General features: G+C 71.2%; 14 protein-coding genes. 10 read left to right on the top strand and 4 right to left on the bottom strand.

The genetic code is table 11. From position 1 onward, the window contains the following. The first annotated feature begins 37 nt into the window (after positions 1 to 37). Positions 38 to 1009, top strand: coding sequence for a LysR family transcriptional regulator (locus tag ACIQAK_RS22955; RefSeq protein ID WP_366391312.1), 972 nt, complete (start codon positions 38 to 40; stop codon positions 1007 to 1009). 35 nt (positions 1010 to 1044) lie between these two features. Here ACIQAK_RS22955 and ACIQAK_RS22950 read toward each other — a convergent pair whose 3' ends face one another. Together ACIQAK_RS22950 and ACIQAK_RS22945 are read right to left on the bottom strand one after the other, a co-directional pair. Further along, positions 1045 to 3480, bottom strand: coding sequence for an MFS transporter (locus ACIQAK_RS22950; protein WP_366391311.1), 2436 nt, complete (start codon positions 3478 to 3480; stop codon positions 1045 to 1047). Positions 3481 to 3702: 222 nt separating this feature from the next. Beyond that, positions 3703 to 4146 (bottom strand): SRPBCC family protein, encoded by a 444-nt coding sequence (locus ACIQAK_RS22945; RefSeq protein WP_366391310.1) that lies wholly within the window; start codon positions 4144 to 4146, stop codon positions 3703 to 3705. A gap of 185 nt (positions 4147 to 4331) precedes the next feature. On the opposite strand from ACIQAK_RS22945, the gene ACIQAK_RS22940 reads away from it, so the two are divergent. Then, positions 4332 to 5375, top strand: coding sequence for an Rv2578c family radical SAM protein (locus ACIQAK_RS22940; RefSeq protein WP_366391309.1), 1044 nt, complete (start codon positions 4332 to 4334; stop codon positions 5373 to 5375). Positions 5376 to 5506: 131 nt separating this feature from the next. After that, entirely contained in the window at positions 5507 to 7099 is a 1593-nt protein-coding gene (locus tag ACIQAK_RS22935; RefSeq protein WP_366391308.1) for an alpha/beta hydrolase, read from the top strand. Between the two features lie 297 nt (positions 7100 to 7396). On the opposite strand, the gene ACIQAK_RS22930 is transcribed toward ACIQAK_RS22935, so the two are convergent. Next, the gene (locus tag ACIQAK_RS22930; RefSeq protein ID WP_401368694.1) at positions 7397 to 7963 is read right to left on the bottom strand and encodes an adenylosuccinate lyase; all 567 of its coding nucleotides are present in this window, start codon (positions 7961 to 7963) and stop codon (positions 7397 to 7399) included. Between the two features lie 355 nt (positions 7964 to 8318). On the opposite strand from ACIQAK_RS22930, the gene ACIQAK_RS22925 reads away from it, so the two are divergent. After that, a complete protein-coding gene (locus ACIQAK_RS22925; RefSeq protein WP_366391448.1) occupies positions 8319 to 10100 on the top strand; it encodes a 3-hydroxybutyryl-CoA dehydrogenase in 1782 nt (593 codons plus the stop codon). A 91-nt stretch (positions 10101 to 10191) separates the two neighbouring features. After that, positions 10192 to 11007 carry a TetR family transcriptional regulator gene (locus ACIQAK_RS22920; protein WP_366391306.1) on the top strand — a complete coding sequence of 272 codons (816 nt, stop codon included), beginning with the start codon at positions 10192 to 10194 and terminating at the stop codon, positions 11005 to 11007. Here the strand turns inward: ACIQAK_RS22920 and ACIQAK_RS22915 are convergent. After that, positions 10994 to 11776 (bottom strand): restriction endonuclease, encoded by a 783-nt coding sequence (locus ACIQAK_RS22915; protein ID WP_366391305.1) that lies wholly within the window; start codon positions 11774 to 11776, stop codon positions 10994 to 10996. The genes ACIQAK_RS22920 and ACIQAK_RS22915 overlap by 14 nt on opposite strands. Before the next feature lie 644 nt (positions 11777 to 12420). Here ACIQAK_RS22915 and ccrA point away from each other — a divergent pair. The 5 genes from ccrA to ACIQAK_RS22890 are packed head-to-tail and all read left to right on the top strand — an operon-like array spanning position 12421 to position 18512. Continuing rightward, entirely contained in the window at positions 12421 to 13758 is a 1338-nt protein-coding gene (gene ccrA, locus ACIQAK_RS22910; protein ID WP_366391304.1) for a crotonyl-CoA carboxylase/reductase, read from the top strand. Positions 13759 to 13767: 9 nt separating this feature from the next. Beyond that, positions 13768 to 15780 carry a protein meaA gene (locus tag ACIQAK_RS22905; RefSeq protein ID WP_366391303.1) on the top strand — a complete coding sequence of 671 codons (2013 nt, stop codon included), beginning with the start codon at positions 13768 to 13770 and terminating at the stop codon, positions 15778 to 15780. Then, the gene (locus ACIQAK_RS22900; protein ID WP_366391302.1) at positions 15777 to 16751 is read left to right on the top strand and encodes a CoA ester lyase; all 975 of its coding nucleotides are present in this window, start codon (positions 15777 to 15779) and stop codon (positions 16749 to 16751) included. Before ACIQAK_RS22905 ends, ACIQAK_RS22900 begins: the two co-directional genes overlap by 4 nt. 2 nt (positions 16752 to 16753) lie before the next feature. Then, positions 16754 to 17257 carry a MaoC family dehydratase gene (locus ACIQAK_RS22895; protein WP_366391301.1) on the top strand — a complete coding sequence of 168 codons (504 nt, stop codon included), beginning with the start codon at positions 16754 to 16756 and terminating at the stop codon, positions 17255 to 17257. 49 nt (positions 17258 to 17306) lie between these two features. Next, on the top strand, positions 17307 to 18512 hold the full coding sequence (locus tag ACIQAK_RS22890) for an acyl-CoA dehydrogenase family protein (RefSeq protein ID WP_366391300.1): 1206 nt from the start codon (positions 17307 to 17309) through the stop codon (positions 18510 to 18512). Positions 18513 to 18571 lie beyond the last annotated feature (59 nt).

The following is an 18571-nucleotide window of genomic DNA, read 5'->3' as shown; positions in this document are numbered from 1 at the left end:
AGATTCCGCTCGGATTCATCGCCTACAGTCCTCAATCATGGAACTGCGTCAGCTGGAGCATTTCGTCGCCGTCGCCGAGGAGCAGCACTTCACCCGTGCCGCCGAGCGCCTCGCCGTCTCCCAGTCCGGGCTCTCCGCCTCCGTACGGGCGCTGGAGCAGGAGCTGCGGACCCCGCTGTTCAGCCGCACCACCCGGACGGTCCGGCTCACCGAGGCGGGGCGGGCGCTGCTGGTGGAGGCCGAGCGCACGCTGGCGGGGGCGCGGGCGGCGCGGGACGCGGTCGACGCCGTACGGGGGCTGCTGCGCGGGACGCTGACGGTGGGGGTCGAGCAGTGCGTGGCGGGGGTGAGTGCGGCCCGGCTGCTGGCCGCGTTCCACCGGGAGCACCCGCAGATGGAGCTGCGGCTGCGCCAGGAAGGCACGAGCCGTCTGCTGGACGGGGTGGCCGGGGGGCGGCTCGACCTCGCGTTCGCCGCCACGGTCAGCCCGGCGGAGTGGCGCGGTGAACTGATGCCGCTGGCGCGGGAGGAGATGGTGGTGCTGTGCGCGGCGGGCCACCGGTTCGCCGGGCGGGCCCGGGTGGCGTGGGAGGAGCTGCCGGGCGAGTCGTTCATCGACTTCCACCCGGACTGGGGGCCGCGGCGTGCGGCGGACGAGGCGTTCGCCGCGGCGGGGGCCCGGCGGACGGTGGGCCTGGAGGTCAACGACGTCCACAGCCTGCTGGAGCTGGTGCAGGAGGGGCTGGGGATCGCGGTGGTGCCGCACCACTTCTCCCGCAAGCCGGAGGCGGCCCGGCTGGTCGCGGTGGACGTGGAGCCGGCGGGCGGGGGGCGGGCGGTGTACGAGAGCGTGGTGGTGCTTCCGGCGGCGGGGAGCCTGAGCCCGGGGGCGCGGGCGCTGATGCGGCTGGTGCGGGAGGACGCGGTGCGGGAGGACGCGGTGCGGGAGGACGCGGTGCGGGAGGCGGGGGTGCGGGAGGACGCGGTGCGGGAGGCGGGGGTGCGCTGAACCCTCGGAGCCCGCACCGGACCCCTGGGCTCAGCTCACCCCCGTACGCCTCGGTCCTCGTGGCCCAGCTGGAGGTCCCGTTCCGTACGGCCGCCGCCCGCCACCTGGAGCACGGTGGCGACGGGCGGGTACCCGGCGGCGATCACCGTGTACTCGCCGGAGGGCAGGTCCACGAACCGGAACGAGCCGTCGGATCCCGTGGTGAGGGTGCCCACCACGTTGCCCGCCGCGTCCAGGAGCGTGACCCGGGCGTCCTCCACTGGGCGGCCGCCGGTGGCCCGGACGACGCCGCGCAGCACGGCCCCGCCGGCCAGCTCGATGTCCTGGCGGGTCTCGCGGGCCGCCTGGACGCTGACCGGGAGGGCGGCGGGGCGGAAGGCGGGGGCACTGGCGGCGAGGGTGTACTCGCCCGCGACCAGCTCGGTGATGACGTAGCCGCCCTCGCGCCCGGTGCGGGTGGAGGCGACGACCTCGCCGCGTACGTCGGTGAGGGTGACGGCCGCGTCCCGGACCGGCACACCGTCCGCCGTCAGGACCGACCCGGCGAGCCGTCCGGCGCCGCCGAGGACCACGTCCAGTTCGACGGGCCGGTCGCCCACGGTGACGCTGACGGCCTGCGGCTGGTGGCCGCCTGCCGCGGCGATGAGGACGTAGTTTCCGGCGCCCGGGACGCTCAGCGCGTATCGCCCGTCCTCGCCGCCGGCCCCGCGTCCGACCTGCTGCCCCTGGACGTCGATGAGGGTGAGGGCGGCCCGGTCCACCTTCGTGCCGTCCGAGTGCTGCACGGTGCCGCGGACGGGGACCCCGGAGAGCTGGGCGGCTCCTGGCCGGGCGGAGTCGGTGCGGGCGGCGGGGATCGGCGAGGGCTCGGTGGCCGCTTCGGGGCTGTGGTGGGACACCAGCGGTTTCTCCTTGAGGAAGAAGGCGAGGATCAGGCCGAGGACGAGCACCGGCACGAGGTAGAGGAAGATGCGCGGCATCGCGTCGACGTACGCCTGGATGTAGGCGTCGCGCAGCGCGGGCTCCATCGCGTGGACGATCTGCGGGGTGATCGACTCGGGCGCGGGCAGCGTCACGCCGGCGGGCAGGCGGACATCGAGGGCGTCGGAGAGCCGCCCGGCGAAGAGGGTCCCGAAGATGGCGGCGCCGACGCTGCCGCCGATCTGCCGGAAGTAGTTGTTGGCGCTGGTGGCGGTGCCGAGGTCGGCGGGGCGCACCGAGTTCTGCACGGCCAGCACGAGGACCGACATGACCAGGCCGATGCCGGTGCCGAGGACGGCCTGCCAGAGGCTGTACTCCAGCCGGGAGGTGCCCCGCTCCAGCCCCGCGAGCAGCCACATCCCGACGACGGACACGGCACTGCCGACGACGGGGTAGATCCGGTAGCGGCCGGTACGGGTGATGAGCTGGCCGGAGACGATGGAGCCGCCGACGATGCCCAGCATCATCGGGAGCATCAGCAGCCCGGACTCGGTGGCGCTGGCCCCGTCCACCATCTGGAGATAGGTGGGCAGATAGCTGGCGGCGCCGAAGAGGGCGATGCCGATGACCGCGCCGACCAGACCGGTGACGTTGAAGACCGAGTCGCGGAACAGCCGCAGCGGGATGATCGGTTCGGCGGCGCGGTGCTCGACGGCGACGAAGAGCAGCGTCGTGACGACGGCCGCGGCCGTGAGGCCGAGGATGGTGCGCGAGCCCCAGGCGTACTCGGTACCGCCCCAGCTGGTCACCAGCACCAGGCAGGTGGAGGCGACGGCCAGCAGTACGGCGCCCAGGACATCGAGACGGGGGCGTACGGTGGGCTTCGGGAGCGTGAGCACGACGGCGATCACGGCGAACGTGACGAGCCCGAACGGCACGTTGATGTAGAAGCACCAGCGCCAGGAGGCGTGGTCGGTGAAGAAGCCGCCGAGCAGCGGTCCGGCCACCGAGGCGAGGCCGAAGACCGCCCCGATCAGGCCCATGTAGCGGCCGCGCTGCCGGGGCGGGACGATGTCGGCGATGATCGCCTGCACGCCGATCATGAGACCGCCGCCGCCGATACCCTGGATCGCCCGGAAGGCGATCAGCTCGTCCATGGTCCGCGACCAGCCGGCCAGCGCGGAGCCGATGACGAAGACGACGATGGCGAACTGGAAGACGCCCTTGCGGCCGAAGAGGTCGCCGAGCTTGCCGTAGAGCGGCAGGACGATGGTGGAGGCCAGGAGGTAGGCGGTGACGGCCCAGGACATCTTCTCCAGGCCGTGCAGCTCACCGACGATCCTGGGCAGGGCGGTGGCGACGATCATCTGGTCGAGCGCCGCGAGCAGGAGGGTGAGCATCAGCCCGAGGAAGACCATGCGGACCCGGCGGGGGCTGATCTCCTCGGCCGCCCGGTGCGGGCCGGGGCCGGCCGGCGGGGGTGGCGGCTCCCCCGAGGGGGCTGCCGTACCGTCCGGCTCGTCCTTCAGCAGCGTGATACCACCCACCACGTAACGCTCCCCTTCGTCGCACCTGCGCGCCCCTTTCTCGCATCGCGCGGCGAGGCGGGGCAAACGTGTCGAGGGGCGCGCAGGGCGCGCACGGAGGGCTTATGCGCCGGTGGGAGCCACTACGGCGCGCCACCGGCCTCCCCGGAGAACCACCCGTTCCGGTGAGGCCGGCCGAACAGCGGGGGCCGGGCCGTTCGACGGCCCGGCGTCGGCGCGCGAACCCTACTTCTCGACCTCGCCGGCGAGGTTCTGGAGCAGCTGGTCGTAGATCCGGCCGAGACCCTTGGGCGCGAAGGTCCGCTCGAAGAAACCGCCGATGCCGCCGGCGCCGTCCCAGACGGTGGTGACGACGGCCTTGGACTTCCCCTCGCCGGCCGGCGTGACGATCCAGGTCGTGACCATGGAGGAGTTGCGGTCCTTCTCGACGAGCTGGCCGTCGGTCGGCTCGGTGACCTCCAGCAGGCAGTCGCGGACCCGCTTGCTGGTCGCCTGGAGCTTCCAGTGGACGAGGGTGCCCTCGCCGTCGCCGCCCTCCCGGACCTCGTACTCGCTGAAGTGCGGGGTCAGCACCTTGCCGCGGACGTCCTTGTAGTCGGCCAGCGCGTCGAACACCGCCTCCGCGTCCGCCGCGATGATCCGCTCCGTGGTGGCCTCGACCTGCGCCATGGCTGTTCCTCCAGTACTTCGGTTGTCCGGGGTGATTCGGGGGTTGGGGAGGGTGTCCCGGGCTGAGCCAACCACCTCCGGTACAGCCGCTCAAAATCGGGGTCCGCGGGCCGCCCGGGGTGCGGTCCGCACGATCAAGGGAACAAATGTTCTATTCTGTGGCCAGTGCTACCGAGGAGGCGTCCATGCGCTGGGACAATCTGGTCGAAAAGAGCTCCATGACCGGCAACAGCGCGCTCTTCGCCGCGGACGCGGTGACCACGCGCACCTTCGACACCCCGGAATTCCGGGGCATCACCTTCCACGAGATCCGGGCCCGTTCGATCCTGAACCGGGTACCCGGGGCCTCGCGGATGCCGTTCGAATGGACGGTGAACCCCTACCGGGGCTGCTCGCACGCCTGTGTGTACTGCTTCGCCCGCAAGACCCACAGCTATCTGGACCTGGACACCGGCATCGGGTTCGACTCCCAGATCGTCGTCAAGGTCAATGCCGCCGAACTGCTCCAGCGGGAGCTGGCGTCCCGGCACTGGCAGGGCGAACACATCGCGATGGGCACCAATGTCGACTGCTACCAGCGGGCGGAGGGGCGGTACCGGCTCATGCCGGGCATCATCACCGCCCTGCGCGACCGGGCGAACCCCTTCTCCATCCTGACGAAGGGCACCCTGATCCTGCGGGACCTGGAGCTGCTGCGGCAGGCCGCCGAGGTCACCGAGGTCGGCGTCTCGGTCTCCGTCGGCTTCACCGACCGCGCGCTGTGGCGCACGGTGGAACCCGGCACCCCCTCCCCCGAACGCCGCCTCGACGTGGTGCGCGCGCTCACGGAGAGCGGGATCGGCTGCTCGGTCCTGATGGCCCCCGTCGTCCCCTTCCTCGGCGACAGCCCCGAGCAGCTGCGCGCCACGGTCTCGGCCATCGCGGCGGCCGGGGCGTCCTCGGTGACCCCGCTCGTCCTGCATCTGCGCCCCGGTGCCCGCGAGTGGTACCTGCGGTGGCTCGGGCAGCACCATCCGCACCTGGTGGCGAGGTACGACCGGATGTACGGGGACGCGGCGTACGCCCCCACGTGGTACCAGCGCCGGATCACCCGTCAGGTCCACGAGCTGGCGGACGAATTCGGGATCGGCCCGGCGCACCGGGGCGAGGCCCGCCGGATCGGCCCGGCACGGGCGGTGGAGGACGAGCCGGAGCCCGAGCCGGGGCCCACGCAGCTCACCCTGTTGTGAAGCCCGCAGGGCCGATGGCGTGACCGTACGGGTCGACTTCGCGCGGAAACGGCCCCCGGCCGGTGGATCTCGGGGAGCATGCGGCGGGGACCGCCGACCGCCGCCGCGTCCCCTCCACCTCGGGAGGCCCCATGACGAAACGTGCAGGAATCCTGGTCGCGGCCGGTGCGACGGTCGCCGGTCTGCTGGCCGCCGCTCCGGCCCCGGCCGCCGCCTCCCAGGCGAGCGCGCCACCCGCCCCGCAGCTCGCCTGGACCGACTGTCCGACGGAGAACCATCCGACGCTCCAGTGCGCGAAGGTCCGTGCCCCGCTGGACCACGCCGACCCCTCGGGCCGCCAGGTCACCCTCGCCCTGTCCCGCGTCCCGCACACCGCGAAGGTCTTCCAGGGCCCGCTGCTGGTCAACCCGGGCGGCCCGGGCGGCAGCGGGCTGTCGATGGCCGGGTTCGTGGCGTCGGCGCTGCCGAAGAAGGTGGCCGCCCAGTACGACGTGATCGGGTTCGACCCGCGCGGGGTCGGGAAGAGCACCCCGCGACTGGACTGCCTGCCCGGCCACTCCGATCCGGTGCGCCCGGACTCGGTGCCCGCCTCCTACCGGGACGAGCGGGTCAACCGCGACCGGGCCGCCGCCTTCGCCCGGGCCTGCGGGGAGAAGCACGGCGATGTGCTGCCGTACATGGACACCGTCAGCGCCGCCAAGGACCTCGACGTGATCCGCCGGGCCCTGGGCTCGGAGCAGATCAGCTACTTCGGTTACTCGTACGGCACCTACCTCGGCGCGGTCTACGCGAAGCTGCACCCGGAGCGGGTGCGGCGCCTGGTCCTGGACTCGGTCGTCGGCCCGGACGACGTCTGGTACCAGGGCAACCTGAACCAGGACTACGCCTTCGACGACCGCCACAAGGCCTTCGCGGCGTGGGTGGCGAAGCACGACGCGACGTACGGGCTCGGCACCGACCCCGCGAAGGTCGAGGCCGCCTGGTACCGGATGCGCGCGGCGGTCGCCGCCGGGCCGGCCGGCGGCAAGGTCGGGGCGAGCGAGCTGGAGGACACCTTCCTGCCCGGCGGGTACTACAACGGCTACTGGCCCTACCTCGCCGAGGCGTTCGCGGCCTACGTGAACGACCAGGACACCGAGGCGCTGGTGAAGGCGTACGAGAACTTCGGTGCCACCGGCACGGGCGGTGGCAACAGCTACTCCGCCTACGCCGCCGTCCAGTGCCGCGACGCCGGCTGGCCCCGGCACTGGAGCACCTGGCGCAACGACGCGCGCCGGATCCACGCCAAGGCGCCCTTCATGGCCTGGAACAACACCTGGTACAACGCGCCGTGCGCGGACTGGCCGGTGGCGCCGCTCACCCCGGTGCGGGTGAACAACGACCGCCTCCCGGCGACGCTGATCTTCCAGGCCACCGGCGACGCGGCGACTCCGTACGCGGGCGCGGTCAGCATGCGCCGCAAGATCAGGGGTTCCAGCTTCGTGGTGGAGGAGGGCGGCGGCAACCACGGCATCACGCTGAGCGGCAACGCCTGCCTGGACAAGCACCTGACGGCCTATCTGAGCGACGGGAGCGTCCCGCGCGGCCGGGGCGAGGGTGAGGCGGACGCGGTATGCGCGGCCCTGCCGGACCCGAAGCCGCTGCCGGCCGCGAAGGCGGCGGCCCAGTCGGTGGACAACAGCGCGGGCAGCCGTCTGCACGGGCTGCTGGGGCCGCGCCACTGAGGGACGGGGTGCGCGCCTCGCCCTGCTCGGCGGGCGCGCACCCCCCGGCACCCCGCAGCTCTTGTGCACAACTCGGCGCCCCGCAGCTCCCGTACGGTGCCCGACCCGCCGCCCCCGGCACCCCGCGACTCCCGTACGGTGCCCGATCCGCCGCCCCCGGCACCCCGCGACTCCCGTACGGTGCCCGATCCGCCGTCCCTCCGGCGCCCCGCAGCTCCCGTACGGTGCCCGATCCGCCGTCCCTCCGGCCCCCCGCAGCTCCCGTACGGTGCCCGATCCTGCGCCCTTCCGGCACCCTCAGGGCAGCCGCCCCAGCGCCTCCGCCGCCGCCGTGCCCAGCCGGGGATGCGGGAGGGCCGCCGTGAGGACCGGCCGGGCCCGCCCGTCGCCGAGCTGTCCGAGCCCCTCGACGCAGGCCAGCGCCACCCGCCAGTGCGGCTCCCCGGGGGCCAGCAGGCGGTGGAGGGTGGCGACCAGGGCGGGGACGGCCTCCGGGGCCCGCAGGGCGGTGAGCAGGCGCACCGGGTGCAGGGCGTAGGCGGTGCGCAGGGTGTTGGTGGCGAGCGCGGCGGCCGCCCGGGGTGTGCGCGGGTCGTTCAGCTCGGCCAGGGCGTGGGCGGCGGAGACACAGCGCTCGGGGTCCCGGTGGTTGAGCAGGAGCACCAGCGCCTCGAAGGCCCGCCGGTCGCCCGCGCAGCCGAGCCGGAAGGCGGCGATCTCGCGGGCCCACAGGGGCCGCCCTGGCTCCACCAGGACCCGGGCCAGCACCTCGTCGTCGTCGGTCGCCACGAGCAGGTCGTACGCGGCCGACCCGGCGGCCTCGTCCCGTAACCGGTCCATCAGCGAGCGCAGCTCCTCATCCATGACGCTCAGCGTATCCACGGACACGTTCCGTGCGGGACGGGACGGATGAGCCGATGTGTTCCAGCGCACAAAGACCCAGGGGTGGCGCGCTCGTTACTCGCCGGTTAACCTCATCTGAGCGGGAACACACTCCCCGCGAGCTCCGGTGGCCTGGTGACGCAGCCATCCGGAGTGCTTGTCGGTTCGGCAGTTTCAGTGCGACGGACTCCGGGACAGAGTCCGTCACCCCTCACGGCCGGGTGTGCTCCAGCGCCCCGGCCCCGCGCTTCACGACACGCATCCCGCATGCCACGCGCCGCTCCCTCATCGCCGCGCGCCCTGCTCCCACAGTCGTCACTCACCCTGGAGTCCCGTGATGGACACCCCGCTCTCCACCATTGCCGTCGTCGGCCTCGGCACCATGGGCACCGGCATCGCCGAGGTCCTGGCTCTCGCGGGCCGCGAGGTCATCGGCATCGACATCAGCGAGGCGGCCGCCCGCCAGGCCCACACCTCCCTCGAAGCCTCCACCGCACGCGCCGTCGCTCGCGGACGGATCACCGAGCGGCAGCGGGCCGACGCGCTCGCCCGGTTCCGTACCTCCGACGCCCTCCAGGCCGCCGCCGAGGCCGAGCTGGTCATCGAGGTCGTGCCGGAGACGTACGAGATCAAGCAGCAGGTGTTCCGGGAGCTGGACGCGATCGTCTCCCCCACCGCGATCCTCGCCACCGGGACGAACGCCTTGTCGGTGACCCGGCTCGCGGCCGAGTCGCTCCACCCCGAGCGCGTGCTCGGCCTGCACTTCTTCAACCCGGCGCCCGCGATGAAGCTGGTCGAGGTGGTCTCCTCGGTGCTGACCGCGCCGCCCGCCGTCGAGGCCGTCACCAAGCTGGCCCGGGAGCTGGGCAAGGAGCCGGTCGCGGTCGGCGACCGGCCCGGGTTCGTCGCGGACGGGCTGCTCTTCGGCTATCTGAACCAGGCCGCCGCGATGTACGAGGCGAACTACGCCTCCCGTGAGGACATCGACGCGGCGATGAAGCTGGGCTGCGGGCTGCCCATGGGCCCCCTCGCCCTGCTGGACCTGATCGGGATCGACACCGCCCGCACCGTCCTGGAGGCCATGTACTCCGCCTCCCACGACCGCCTGCACGCCCCCGCGCCCGTCCTCGGCCAGCTCAGCGAGGCGGGCCTGACCGGGCGTAAGGCGGGACGGGGCTTCTACACGTATGACGCTCCGGGCGGCCAGGCCGTCGTGCCCGATGCCTTGACCCCTTCGCCGGAAGCGGCCGCCGGGGCCGGGCGCGAGGTGGCGTCCGTCGGGGTCGCCGGCTCCGGCACGATGGCCTCCGGGATCGCCGAGGTCTTCGCCAAGGCCGGGTACACCGTGGTCCTGGCGGCGCGCGGCCAGGAGAAGGCGGACCTCGCCAAGGCCCGGATCGCGAAGTCGCTGGAGCGCTCGGTGACCAAGGGGCGGCTCAGCGCCGAGGCGCGGGACGAGACGCTGGGGCGGATCACGGCGGCCGGGTCGCTGGACGCGTTCGCGGAGGTCGACCTCGCCGTGGAGGCGGTCGCCGAGGACCTGGAGATCAAGCAGCAGCTGTTCGCCACGCTCGACAAGGTCTGCCGACCGGGCGCGGTCCTCGCCACCACCACCTCGTCCCTGCCGGTCATTGCCATCGCCCGGGCGACCGGGCGGCCCGAGGACGTCATCGGGATGCACTTCTTCAACCCGGCGCCCGCGATGAAGCTGGTCGAGGTCGTCCGTACGGTCCTGACCGCCGACGACGTGCACACCACGGTCCGCGCGGTCTGCGTGAAGATCCGCAAGCACCCGGTGGACTGCGGGGACCGGGCCGGGTTCATCGTGAACGCGCTGCTGTTCCCGTACCTCAACAACGCGATCAAGATGGTCGAGGAGCACTACGCCTCGCTGGACGACATCGACGCGGCGATGAAGCTGGGCGGCGGCTACCCGATGGGCCCGTTCGAACTGCTGGACGTCGTGGGGCTCGACGTCTCCCTCGCCATCGAGAAGGTGCTGCACAAGGAGTTCCGCGACCCGGGGCTCGCTCCGGCGCCGCTGCTGGAGCACCTGGTGGCCGCGGGCTGCCTCGGCCGCAAGACGGGCCGCGGCTTCCGCGAATATGCCCGTCGCTGACCCGGGAGCCGGGTGGGGCGGGCTGCTGGGACCCCCCGGCGGCCCGCCCCCGCAGGCGCGCTCTCCTGCACCGATGCGTTACGTTCATGCCATGTCCCAGCCCGCCAAGTCACCCCGTGCCACCGCCGTGCCCGACGCCCCGGAGACCGCTGCGGGAACGCGCGCCGCCGCCCAACGGCTCAAGATGCGCCGCGAACTGGCCGCAGCCGCGATGGAACTCTTCGCCACGAAGGGCTACGAGGCGACCACCGTCGACGAGATCGCGGGCGCCGCGGGAGTCGCCCGGCGGACCTTCTTCCGGCACTTCCGCTCCAAGGAAGAGGCCATCTTCCCGGACCACGACGACACCCTCGTCAGGGCCGAGGCCGTCCTGAACGCCGCCCCCGCGCACGAGCATCCCCTCGACACGGTCTGCCGCGGCATCAAGGAGGTCATGAAGATGTACGCGGCCAAGCCCGCCGTCTCCGTGGCCCGTTACAAGCTCACCCGTGAAGTGCCCACCCTCCGGGAGGCCGAGATCGCGTCGGTGGCCCGCTACGAGCGGCTGTTCACCCGTTATCTGCTGGGCCACTTCGACGAGCGCGACCACCACGTGGGCAACGACGACCCGCTGCTCGCGGAGGTGGCCGCGTCCGCCGTGGTCACCGCGCACAACCACGTGCTGCGCCGCTGGCTGCGGGCGGGCGGCCAGGGCGATGTGGAGGCGCAGCTGGACCGGGCCTTCGCCATCGTGCGCGACACCTTCGGCACCGGCATCGGGGCGGGCCGCACCGCCCGGACCGAGCCCGCCAGGACCCCGGCGGCGACGGTGGCGACGGAGGGCGAGGTGCTGGTCGCGGTGGCGCGTACGGACGCCCCGCTGGACGAGGTCATGCGGACGATCCAGCAGGCGCTCAAGGAGCGTTGAGCCGGGCTGTCCGCTCCTCGGCGGGCACCACCGCCGCCTCCCAGGGCGGCGGCGCCCCGCCCTCGCTCCAGGCGGCCAGTTCCTCGGGGCCGTAGCAGAGGATGGCGCACTGCTCCGCGTAGTCGAGCGCGGGGTCGGTGAAGCCGCCGGTGGAGACGACGAGCGCGATGTCCGCCCCGTGCACCGCGTAGCAGGTGCCGCCGAAGCGCTGGAGGTCCTGGGAGCCGACCCGGTTGTCCGGCCCGTAGCGCTTGCACTGCACGACCAGGCGGCGGCCGTCCGGCGTGGTGCCCACCACATCGGCGCCCAGGTCCCCGGCGCCGCCCACCACCTCGGCGTCCGCGCAGCCGTCGCGCCGGCAGAGCTCGGCGACGGCCTCCTCGAAGGCGTACGGGTCCAGCTGCGCGTAGTCGACCGGATCGGCGGCCTCCCGCGCCCCGGGGCGGGCCTGCGCCCGGGCGGCCTCCGCGGCGTCCAGCTCCGCGAGCCCGGCGTCGACGATCCCGTACGCGGCGTCCGTGACGGCCGCCGCGACCCGGCGGGCACGACGGCGGCGGCGCAGCACCAGGACCGCCGCGGTGAGGGCCAGGGCGATCAGGAGTGCTGCGGCGACCGGGTTGCGCCCGGCGCTCCGCCAGGCGGCCCGCAGTGCCATTCCGCCGCCCCCGAGGATCAGCGCGATGAGGGCGAAGCCGAAGGTGGTGCGCCGGAGGTCGAAGGGCGCGCGCTGCCTCCGGCCGCCGTCTCGGCTGCGGATCGGTATACCCATCGGTGCCCCACCCCTGCTTCCTGACCACTCCATGATCACTTGGTCTCGCACACCTGCCCCGAGCTGGTCTTTCGACGCGTGCGCGCCGAGCCGTTCCGCGCGGACCACGGCCGAAATCCGCTGGTTCGCCGACCGCCGCCGCGCTGAGGTGCGCGGATGCGATCACCTGAGCACGCCATCGAGATCCGTGACCTTTTCGACCGCGAGATGCGGCAGCACGCCCGCCCCGACGGGCCCGCCCGGTGAGCTGGGGACGACGACGCCGTATGTGTACCGACCCGGCCGGTAACCGCACGCCAGCGGGACAGAACGGGTCGTAACACCCATGGTGTTGCTCATGCGTGCCTACCAGATGACAAGTGAGAGAAATTGTTGGCACTGGGTGCCTTGTCAGGTGTCACGGAGTGCCATACGTTGAAGGTGTCCGGGCGGCCGGCGTGCTGGGATCTCACGTACGCCGGCTGTCCCCGCAACCACCGTGCTGCGCGCCCGGACGCCTGCGTCACAGGCACCCTTCTGCTCCACCCGAGCAAGCCGAAGCTCCACTCGCCGAACCGACGGCACACACCTCCACACCGCACCGCTCCCCTGCCAGCAGGGCCCCCCAAGCGTTCCCTCGACGCCGCATCACCGGAGGCAACACCGTGAAGGAAATCCTGGACGCGATCCAATCGCAGGACAGCACAGCCGCGGACTTCGCGGCCCTGTCCCTCCCCGAGTCCTACCGTGCGATCACCGTGCACAAGGACGAGGCGGAGATGTTCGCGGGGCTCGCGTCCCGCGACAAGGACCCCCGCAAGTCGATCCACCTGGACGAGGTCCCGGTCCCCGAACTCGGCCCCGGCGAGGCCCTCGTCGCCGTGATGGCCAGCTCGGTGAACTACAACTCCATCTGGACCTCGATCTTCGAGCCGGTGTCCACCTTCGGCTTCCTGGAGCGGTACGGCAAGCTCAGCGAGCTCACCAAGCGGCACGACCTGCCGTACCACGTCATCGGCTCGGACCTCGCGGGCGTCGTCCTGCGCACCGGCCCCGGCGTCAACGCCTGGAAGCCGGGCGACGAGGTCGTCGCGCACTGCCTCTCCGTGGAGCTGGAGTCCTCCGACGGCCACAACGACACGATGCTCGACCCCGAGCAGCGCATCTGGGGCTTCGAGACCAACTTCGGCGGGCTCGCCGAGATCGCGCTGGTCAAGTCCAACCAGCTGATGCCCAAGCCCCGGCACCTCAGCTGGGAGGAGGCCGCGGCTCCGGGCCTGGTCAACTCGACCGCGTACCGCCAGCTCGTCTCGCGCAACGGCGCCGGCATGAAGCAGGGCGACAACGTGCTGATCTGGGGCGCCAGCGGCGGCCTCGGCTCCTACGCCACCCAGTTCGCGCTGGCCGGCGGCGCCAACCCGATCTGTGTCGTCTCCAGCCCGGAGAAGGCCGAGATCTGCCGGTCGATGGGGGCCGAGGCGGTCATCGACCGCAACGCGGAGGGCTACAAGTTCTGGAAGGACGAGCGCACCCAGGACCCGAAGGAGTGGAAGCGCTTCGGCAAGCGCATCCGCGAGTTCACCGGCGGCGAGGACATCGACATCGTCTTCGAGCACCCGGGCCGCGAGACCTTCGGAGCCTCGGTCTACGTCACCCGCAAGGGCGGCACCATCACGACCTGCGCCTCCACCTCCGGCTACATGCACGAGTACGACAACCGCTACCTGTGGATGTCCCTCAAGCGCATCATCGGCTCCCACTTCGCCAACTACCGCGAGGCGTGGGAGGCCAACCGCCTCATCGCCAAGGGCAAGATCCACCCGACGCTCTCCAAGGTCTACTCCCTGGAGGACACCGGCCAGGCCGCCCACGACGTCCACCGCAACGCCCACCAGGGCAAGGTCGGCGTCCTGGCACTGGCACCCCGCGAGGGTCTGGGCGTGCGCGACCAGGACATGCGCGAGCAGCACATCGACGCCATCAACCGCTTCCGCAACGTCTGAGGTTCTCCCATGACCGAACGTCAGAAGGACCGGCCCTGGCTCATGCGGACGTACGCCGGTCACTCGACCGCCGAGGCGTCCAACGAGCTGTACCGCCGCAACCTCGCCAAGGGCCAGACGGGTCTCTCGGTCGCCTTCGATCTGCCGACGCAGACCGGATACGACCCGGACCACATTCTCGCCCGCGGCGAGGTGGGCCGTGTCGGTGTGCCCGTCTCGCACCTCGGTGACATGCGCCGGCTGTTCCAGGACATCCCCCTGGAGCAGATGAACACCTCGATGACGATCAACGCGACCGCCATGTGGCTGCTGGCGCTCTACCAGGTGGTCGCGGAGGAGCAGGGGGCCGACCCCGACAAGCTCCAGGGAACCACGCAGAACGACATCGTGAAGGAGTACCTCTCGCGCGGGACGCACGTCTTCCCGCCGGTGCCCTCGCTGCGGCTGACCACGGACATGATCACGTACACGGTCAACCGCATCCCCAAGTGGAACCCGATCAACATCTGCAGCTACCACCTCCAGGAGGCGGGGGCCACCCCGGTCCAGGAGATCGCGTACGCCATGTCGACCGCCATCGCGGTGCTCGACGCGGTCCGCGACTCGGGCCAGGTGCCCGAGGAGAAGTTCGGTGACGTGGTCGCCCGGATCTCGTTCTTCGTGAACGCGGGCGTCCGCTTCATCGAGGAGATGTGCAAGATGCGCGCCTTCGGCCGCATCTGGGACCGCGTCACGCGGGAGCGGTACGGCATCACCGACGCCAAGCAGCGCCGCTTCCGCTACGGCGTCCAGGTCAACTCCCTCGGCCTGACCGAGGCGCAGCCGGAGAACAACGTCCAGCGCATCGTCCTGGAGATGCTGGCCGTCACCCTCTCCAAGGACGCCCGCGCCCGCGCGGTGCAGCTGCCGGCCTGGAACGAGGCGCTGGGACTGCCCCGGCCCTGGGACCAGCAGTGGTCGCTGCGGATCCAGCAGGTGCTGGCGCACGAGAGCGATCTGCTGGAGTACGAGGACATCTTCGCCGGGTCGCACGTCATCGAGGCCAAGGTGGAGTCCCTGGTCGAGGAGTCGCTGGCGGAGATCGACCGGATCCAGCAGATGGGCGGCGCGATGGCGGCCGTCGAGTCCGGCTACCTCAAGTCGGAGCTGGTCTCCTCGCACGCCGCGCGGCGGGCCCGGATCGAGGGCGGCGAGGAGAAGATCGTCGGCGTCAACATCTACGAGACGACCGAGCCCAACCCGCTCACCTCCGACCTCGACGGCGCGATCATGACCGTCGATCCCGAGAACGAGGCCCGGGTCGTCGCCGCGCTGCACGAGTGGCGGGACAACCGCGACGAGGCCCGTGCGTCGGAGGCGCTGGCCGCGCTGAAGAAGGCCGCCGCGGGCACCGAGAACATGATGGAGGCCACCGTCGAGTGCGCCCGCGCGGGCGTCACCACCGGCGAGTGGTCCTGGGCGCTGCGGGACGTCTTCGGCGAGTTCCGCGCACCCACCGGGGTCTCCTCGGCCCCGGTCGCGGTCACCGCCGAGGCGGGCACCCCGCTCGCCCTGGTCCGCGAGAAGGTCACCCGTACCGCCGCCGACCTGGGCGTGGGGCGGCTGCGCCTGCTGGTCGGCAAGCCGGGCCTGGACGGGCACTCCAACGGGGCCGAGCAGATCGCCGTACGGGCGCGTGACGCCGGCTTCGAGGTGGTCTACCAGGGCATCCGGCTGACCCCCGAGCAGATCACCGACGCGGCGCTCGCCGAGGACGTGCACTGCGTGGGGCTGTCCATCCTCTCCGGCTCGCACGCGGAGCTGGTGCCCGATGTGCTGCACCGGCTGCGGGAGGCCGGGGCGCCGGACATTCCGGTGATCGCGGGCGGCATCATCCCGCCGGCCGACGCCGCGGCGCTCATCGAAGCCGGTGTGGCCGCCGTCTTCACCCCGAAGGACTTCGGCATCACCGAGATCATCGGCCGTATCGTCGACGAGATCCGGAAAGCGAACAAGCGCGACCCTCTGGAGGTCTCCGCATGACCACGCCCACCCCGTCCGTGAACCGGCTGCGGCCCCGCCGCTCGTGTCTGGCCGTGCCGGGCTCCAACCCGCGCTTCCTGGAGAAGGCCCAGGGTCTCCCGGCCGACCAGGTCTTCCTGGACCTGGAGGACGCCTGCGCGCCGCTGGCCAAGGAAGGCGCCCGCCACACCATCGTGGACGCGCTGAACAACGGTGACTGGAGCGGCAAGACCCGGGTCGTGCGGGTCAACGACTGGACGACGCACTGGACGTACCGGGACGTCATCACGGTCGTCGAGGGCGCGGGCCCCAACCTCGACTGCATCATGCTGCCGAAGGTCCAGGACGCCCAGCAGGTCGTGGCGCTGGACCTGTTGCTGACCCAGATCGAGAAGACGATGGGCTTCGAGGTCGGGAAGATCGGCATCGAGGCGCAGATCGAGAACGCCAGGGGTCTGGTGAACATCGACGACATCGCCGCCGCCTCACCCCGTCTGGAGACGCTGATCTTCGGCCCGGCCGACTTCATGGCCTCGATCAACATGAAGACCCTGGTCGTCGGCCAGCAGCCGCCCGGCTACCCGGCGGACGCGTACCACTACATCCTGATGCGCATCCTGATGGCGGCCCGCACGCACGACCTCCAGGCGATCGACGGCCCGTTCCTCCAGATCCGTGACGTGGACGCCTACCGCGAGGTGGCCGGCCGTGCCGCCGCCCTCGGCTTCGACGGCAAGTGGGTCCTGCACCCGGGCCAGGTCGACGCGGCCAACGAGGTGTTCTCGCCCTCGCAGGAGGACTACGACCACGCCGAGCTGATCCTGGACGCCTACGACTGGTGCACCTCCGAGGAGGGCGGCAAGAAGGGCTCGGCGATGCTCGGCGACGAGATGATCGACGAGGCCAGCCGCAAGATGGCCCTGGTCATCGCGGGCAAGGGCCGGGCGGCCGGAATGCAGCGCACCTCCAAGTTCGAAGCCCCGGAGGCCTGATCATGCAGTTCGGACGCACTTTTGAGGAGTTCGAGGTCGGTGCGGTCTACAAGCACTGGCCCGGAAAGACGGTCACGGAATACGACGACCACCTCTTCTGCCTGCTGACCATGAATCACCACCCGCTGCACATGGACAGCAACTACGCGCAGGAGACGACCGACTTCGGGAAGAACGTCGTCGTCGGCAACTACGTCTACTCACTGCTGCTCGGCATGTCGGTGCCGGACGTCTCCGGGAAGGCCATCGCCAACCTGGAGGTCGAATCGCTCAAGCACATCGCGCCGACCTTCCACGGCGACACGATCTACGGCGAGACGACCGTGCTGGACAAGACGCCGTCGAAGTCGAAGAACGACCGCGGGATCGTGTACGTGGAGACCAAGGGCTACAAGCAGGACGGCACCGTGGTCTGCGTGTTCCGGCGCAAGGTGATGGTCCCCACCGAGACGTACATCAAGGAGCGGGGCGGCGAGCAGCCCGGCCGCCCGACGCCCGCCAAGTAACTGTGTGAGGCCTTGAGGCCATCCGCGTGAAGCCACAGGAGAAGCAGCCATGACGCGACTCGCCCAGACCGCTGGTCTGAACGACATCCAGCGGGAAATCCTCGCCACCGTCCGGGATTTCGTCGACAAGGAGATCATTCCGGTCGCGACCCAGCTGGAGCACCGCGACGAGTACCCCTCGGAAATCGTGGAGGGGCTCAAGGAACTCGGCCTGTTCGGGCTGATGATCCCCGAGGAGTACGGGGGTCTGGGTGAGTCGCTGCTCACCTACGCGCTGTGCGTGGAGGAGATCGCACGCGGCTGGATGAGCGTGTCGGGGATCATCAACACGCATTTCATCGTGGCCTACATGCTCAAGCAGCACGGCACCCAGGAGCAGAAGGACACGTTCCTGCCGCGCATGGCGCTCGGCGAGGTGCGGGGCGCCTTCTCGATGTCGGAGCCGGCGCTCGGCTCCGATGTCTCGGCGATCTCCTCCAAGGGCGTCAAGGACGGCGACGAATACGTCCTCAACGGCCAGAAGATGTGGCTGACGAACGGCGGAACGTCGACTCTGGTGGCCGTTCTGTGCCGAAGTGACGAAGGCCACCCCGAGGGCACCGCACCCCACAAGTCCATGACGACCTTCCTGATCGAGAAGGAGCCCGGCTTCGGAGAGGTGCGGCCCGGCCTGACCATCCCCGGGAAGATCGACAAGATGGGCTACAAGGGCGTCGACACCACCGAGCTCATCATGGACGACCTGCGCGTTCCGGCCAATCGGGTCCTGGGTGGCACGACCGGCCGGGGGTTTTACCAAATGATGGACGGTGTCGAGGTCGGGCGGGTGAATGTCGCCGCGCGTGGCTGCGGCGTCGCGCAGCGTGCATTCGAGCTGGGCGTTTCGTACGCCCAGCAGCGCCACACGTTCGGCAAGCCGATCGCCCAGCACCAGGCGATCCAGTTCAAATTGGCTGAAATGGCCACCAAGGTCGAAGCCGCCCATGCGATGATGGTGAACGCGGCACGCAAAAAGGACTCCGGGGAACGGAACGACCTGGAGGCAGGGATGGCGAAGTACCTCGCCTCCGAGTACTGCAAGGAAGTCGTCGAGGACGCCTTCCGTATCCACGGCGGCTACGGCTTCTCCAAGGAGTACGAGATCGAGCGCCTCTACCGCGAGGCCCCGATGCTGCTGATCGGTGAAGGTACCGCCGAGATCCAGAAAATGATCATTGGCCGGCGCCTCCTGGAGGAATACCGATTCCAGGGCTGATTGTCCCCTTCGGGGTGATTTGGTGGCGAAGAACATCACACCGGGTCACCCTCGGCCGG

The organism is Streptomyces sp. NPDC088706, from assembly GCF_044752765.1.
In the GTDB taxonomy this organism is placed as follows: domain Bacteria; phylum Actinomycetota; class Actinomycetes; order Streptomycetales; family Streptomycetaceae; genus Streptomyces.
The sequence above is the reverse complement of the archived record's forward strand: the minus strand, read 5'-3'. Positions and strand labels throughout refer to the sequence as shown.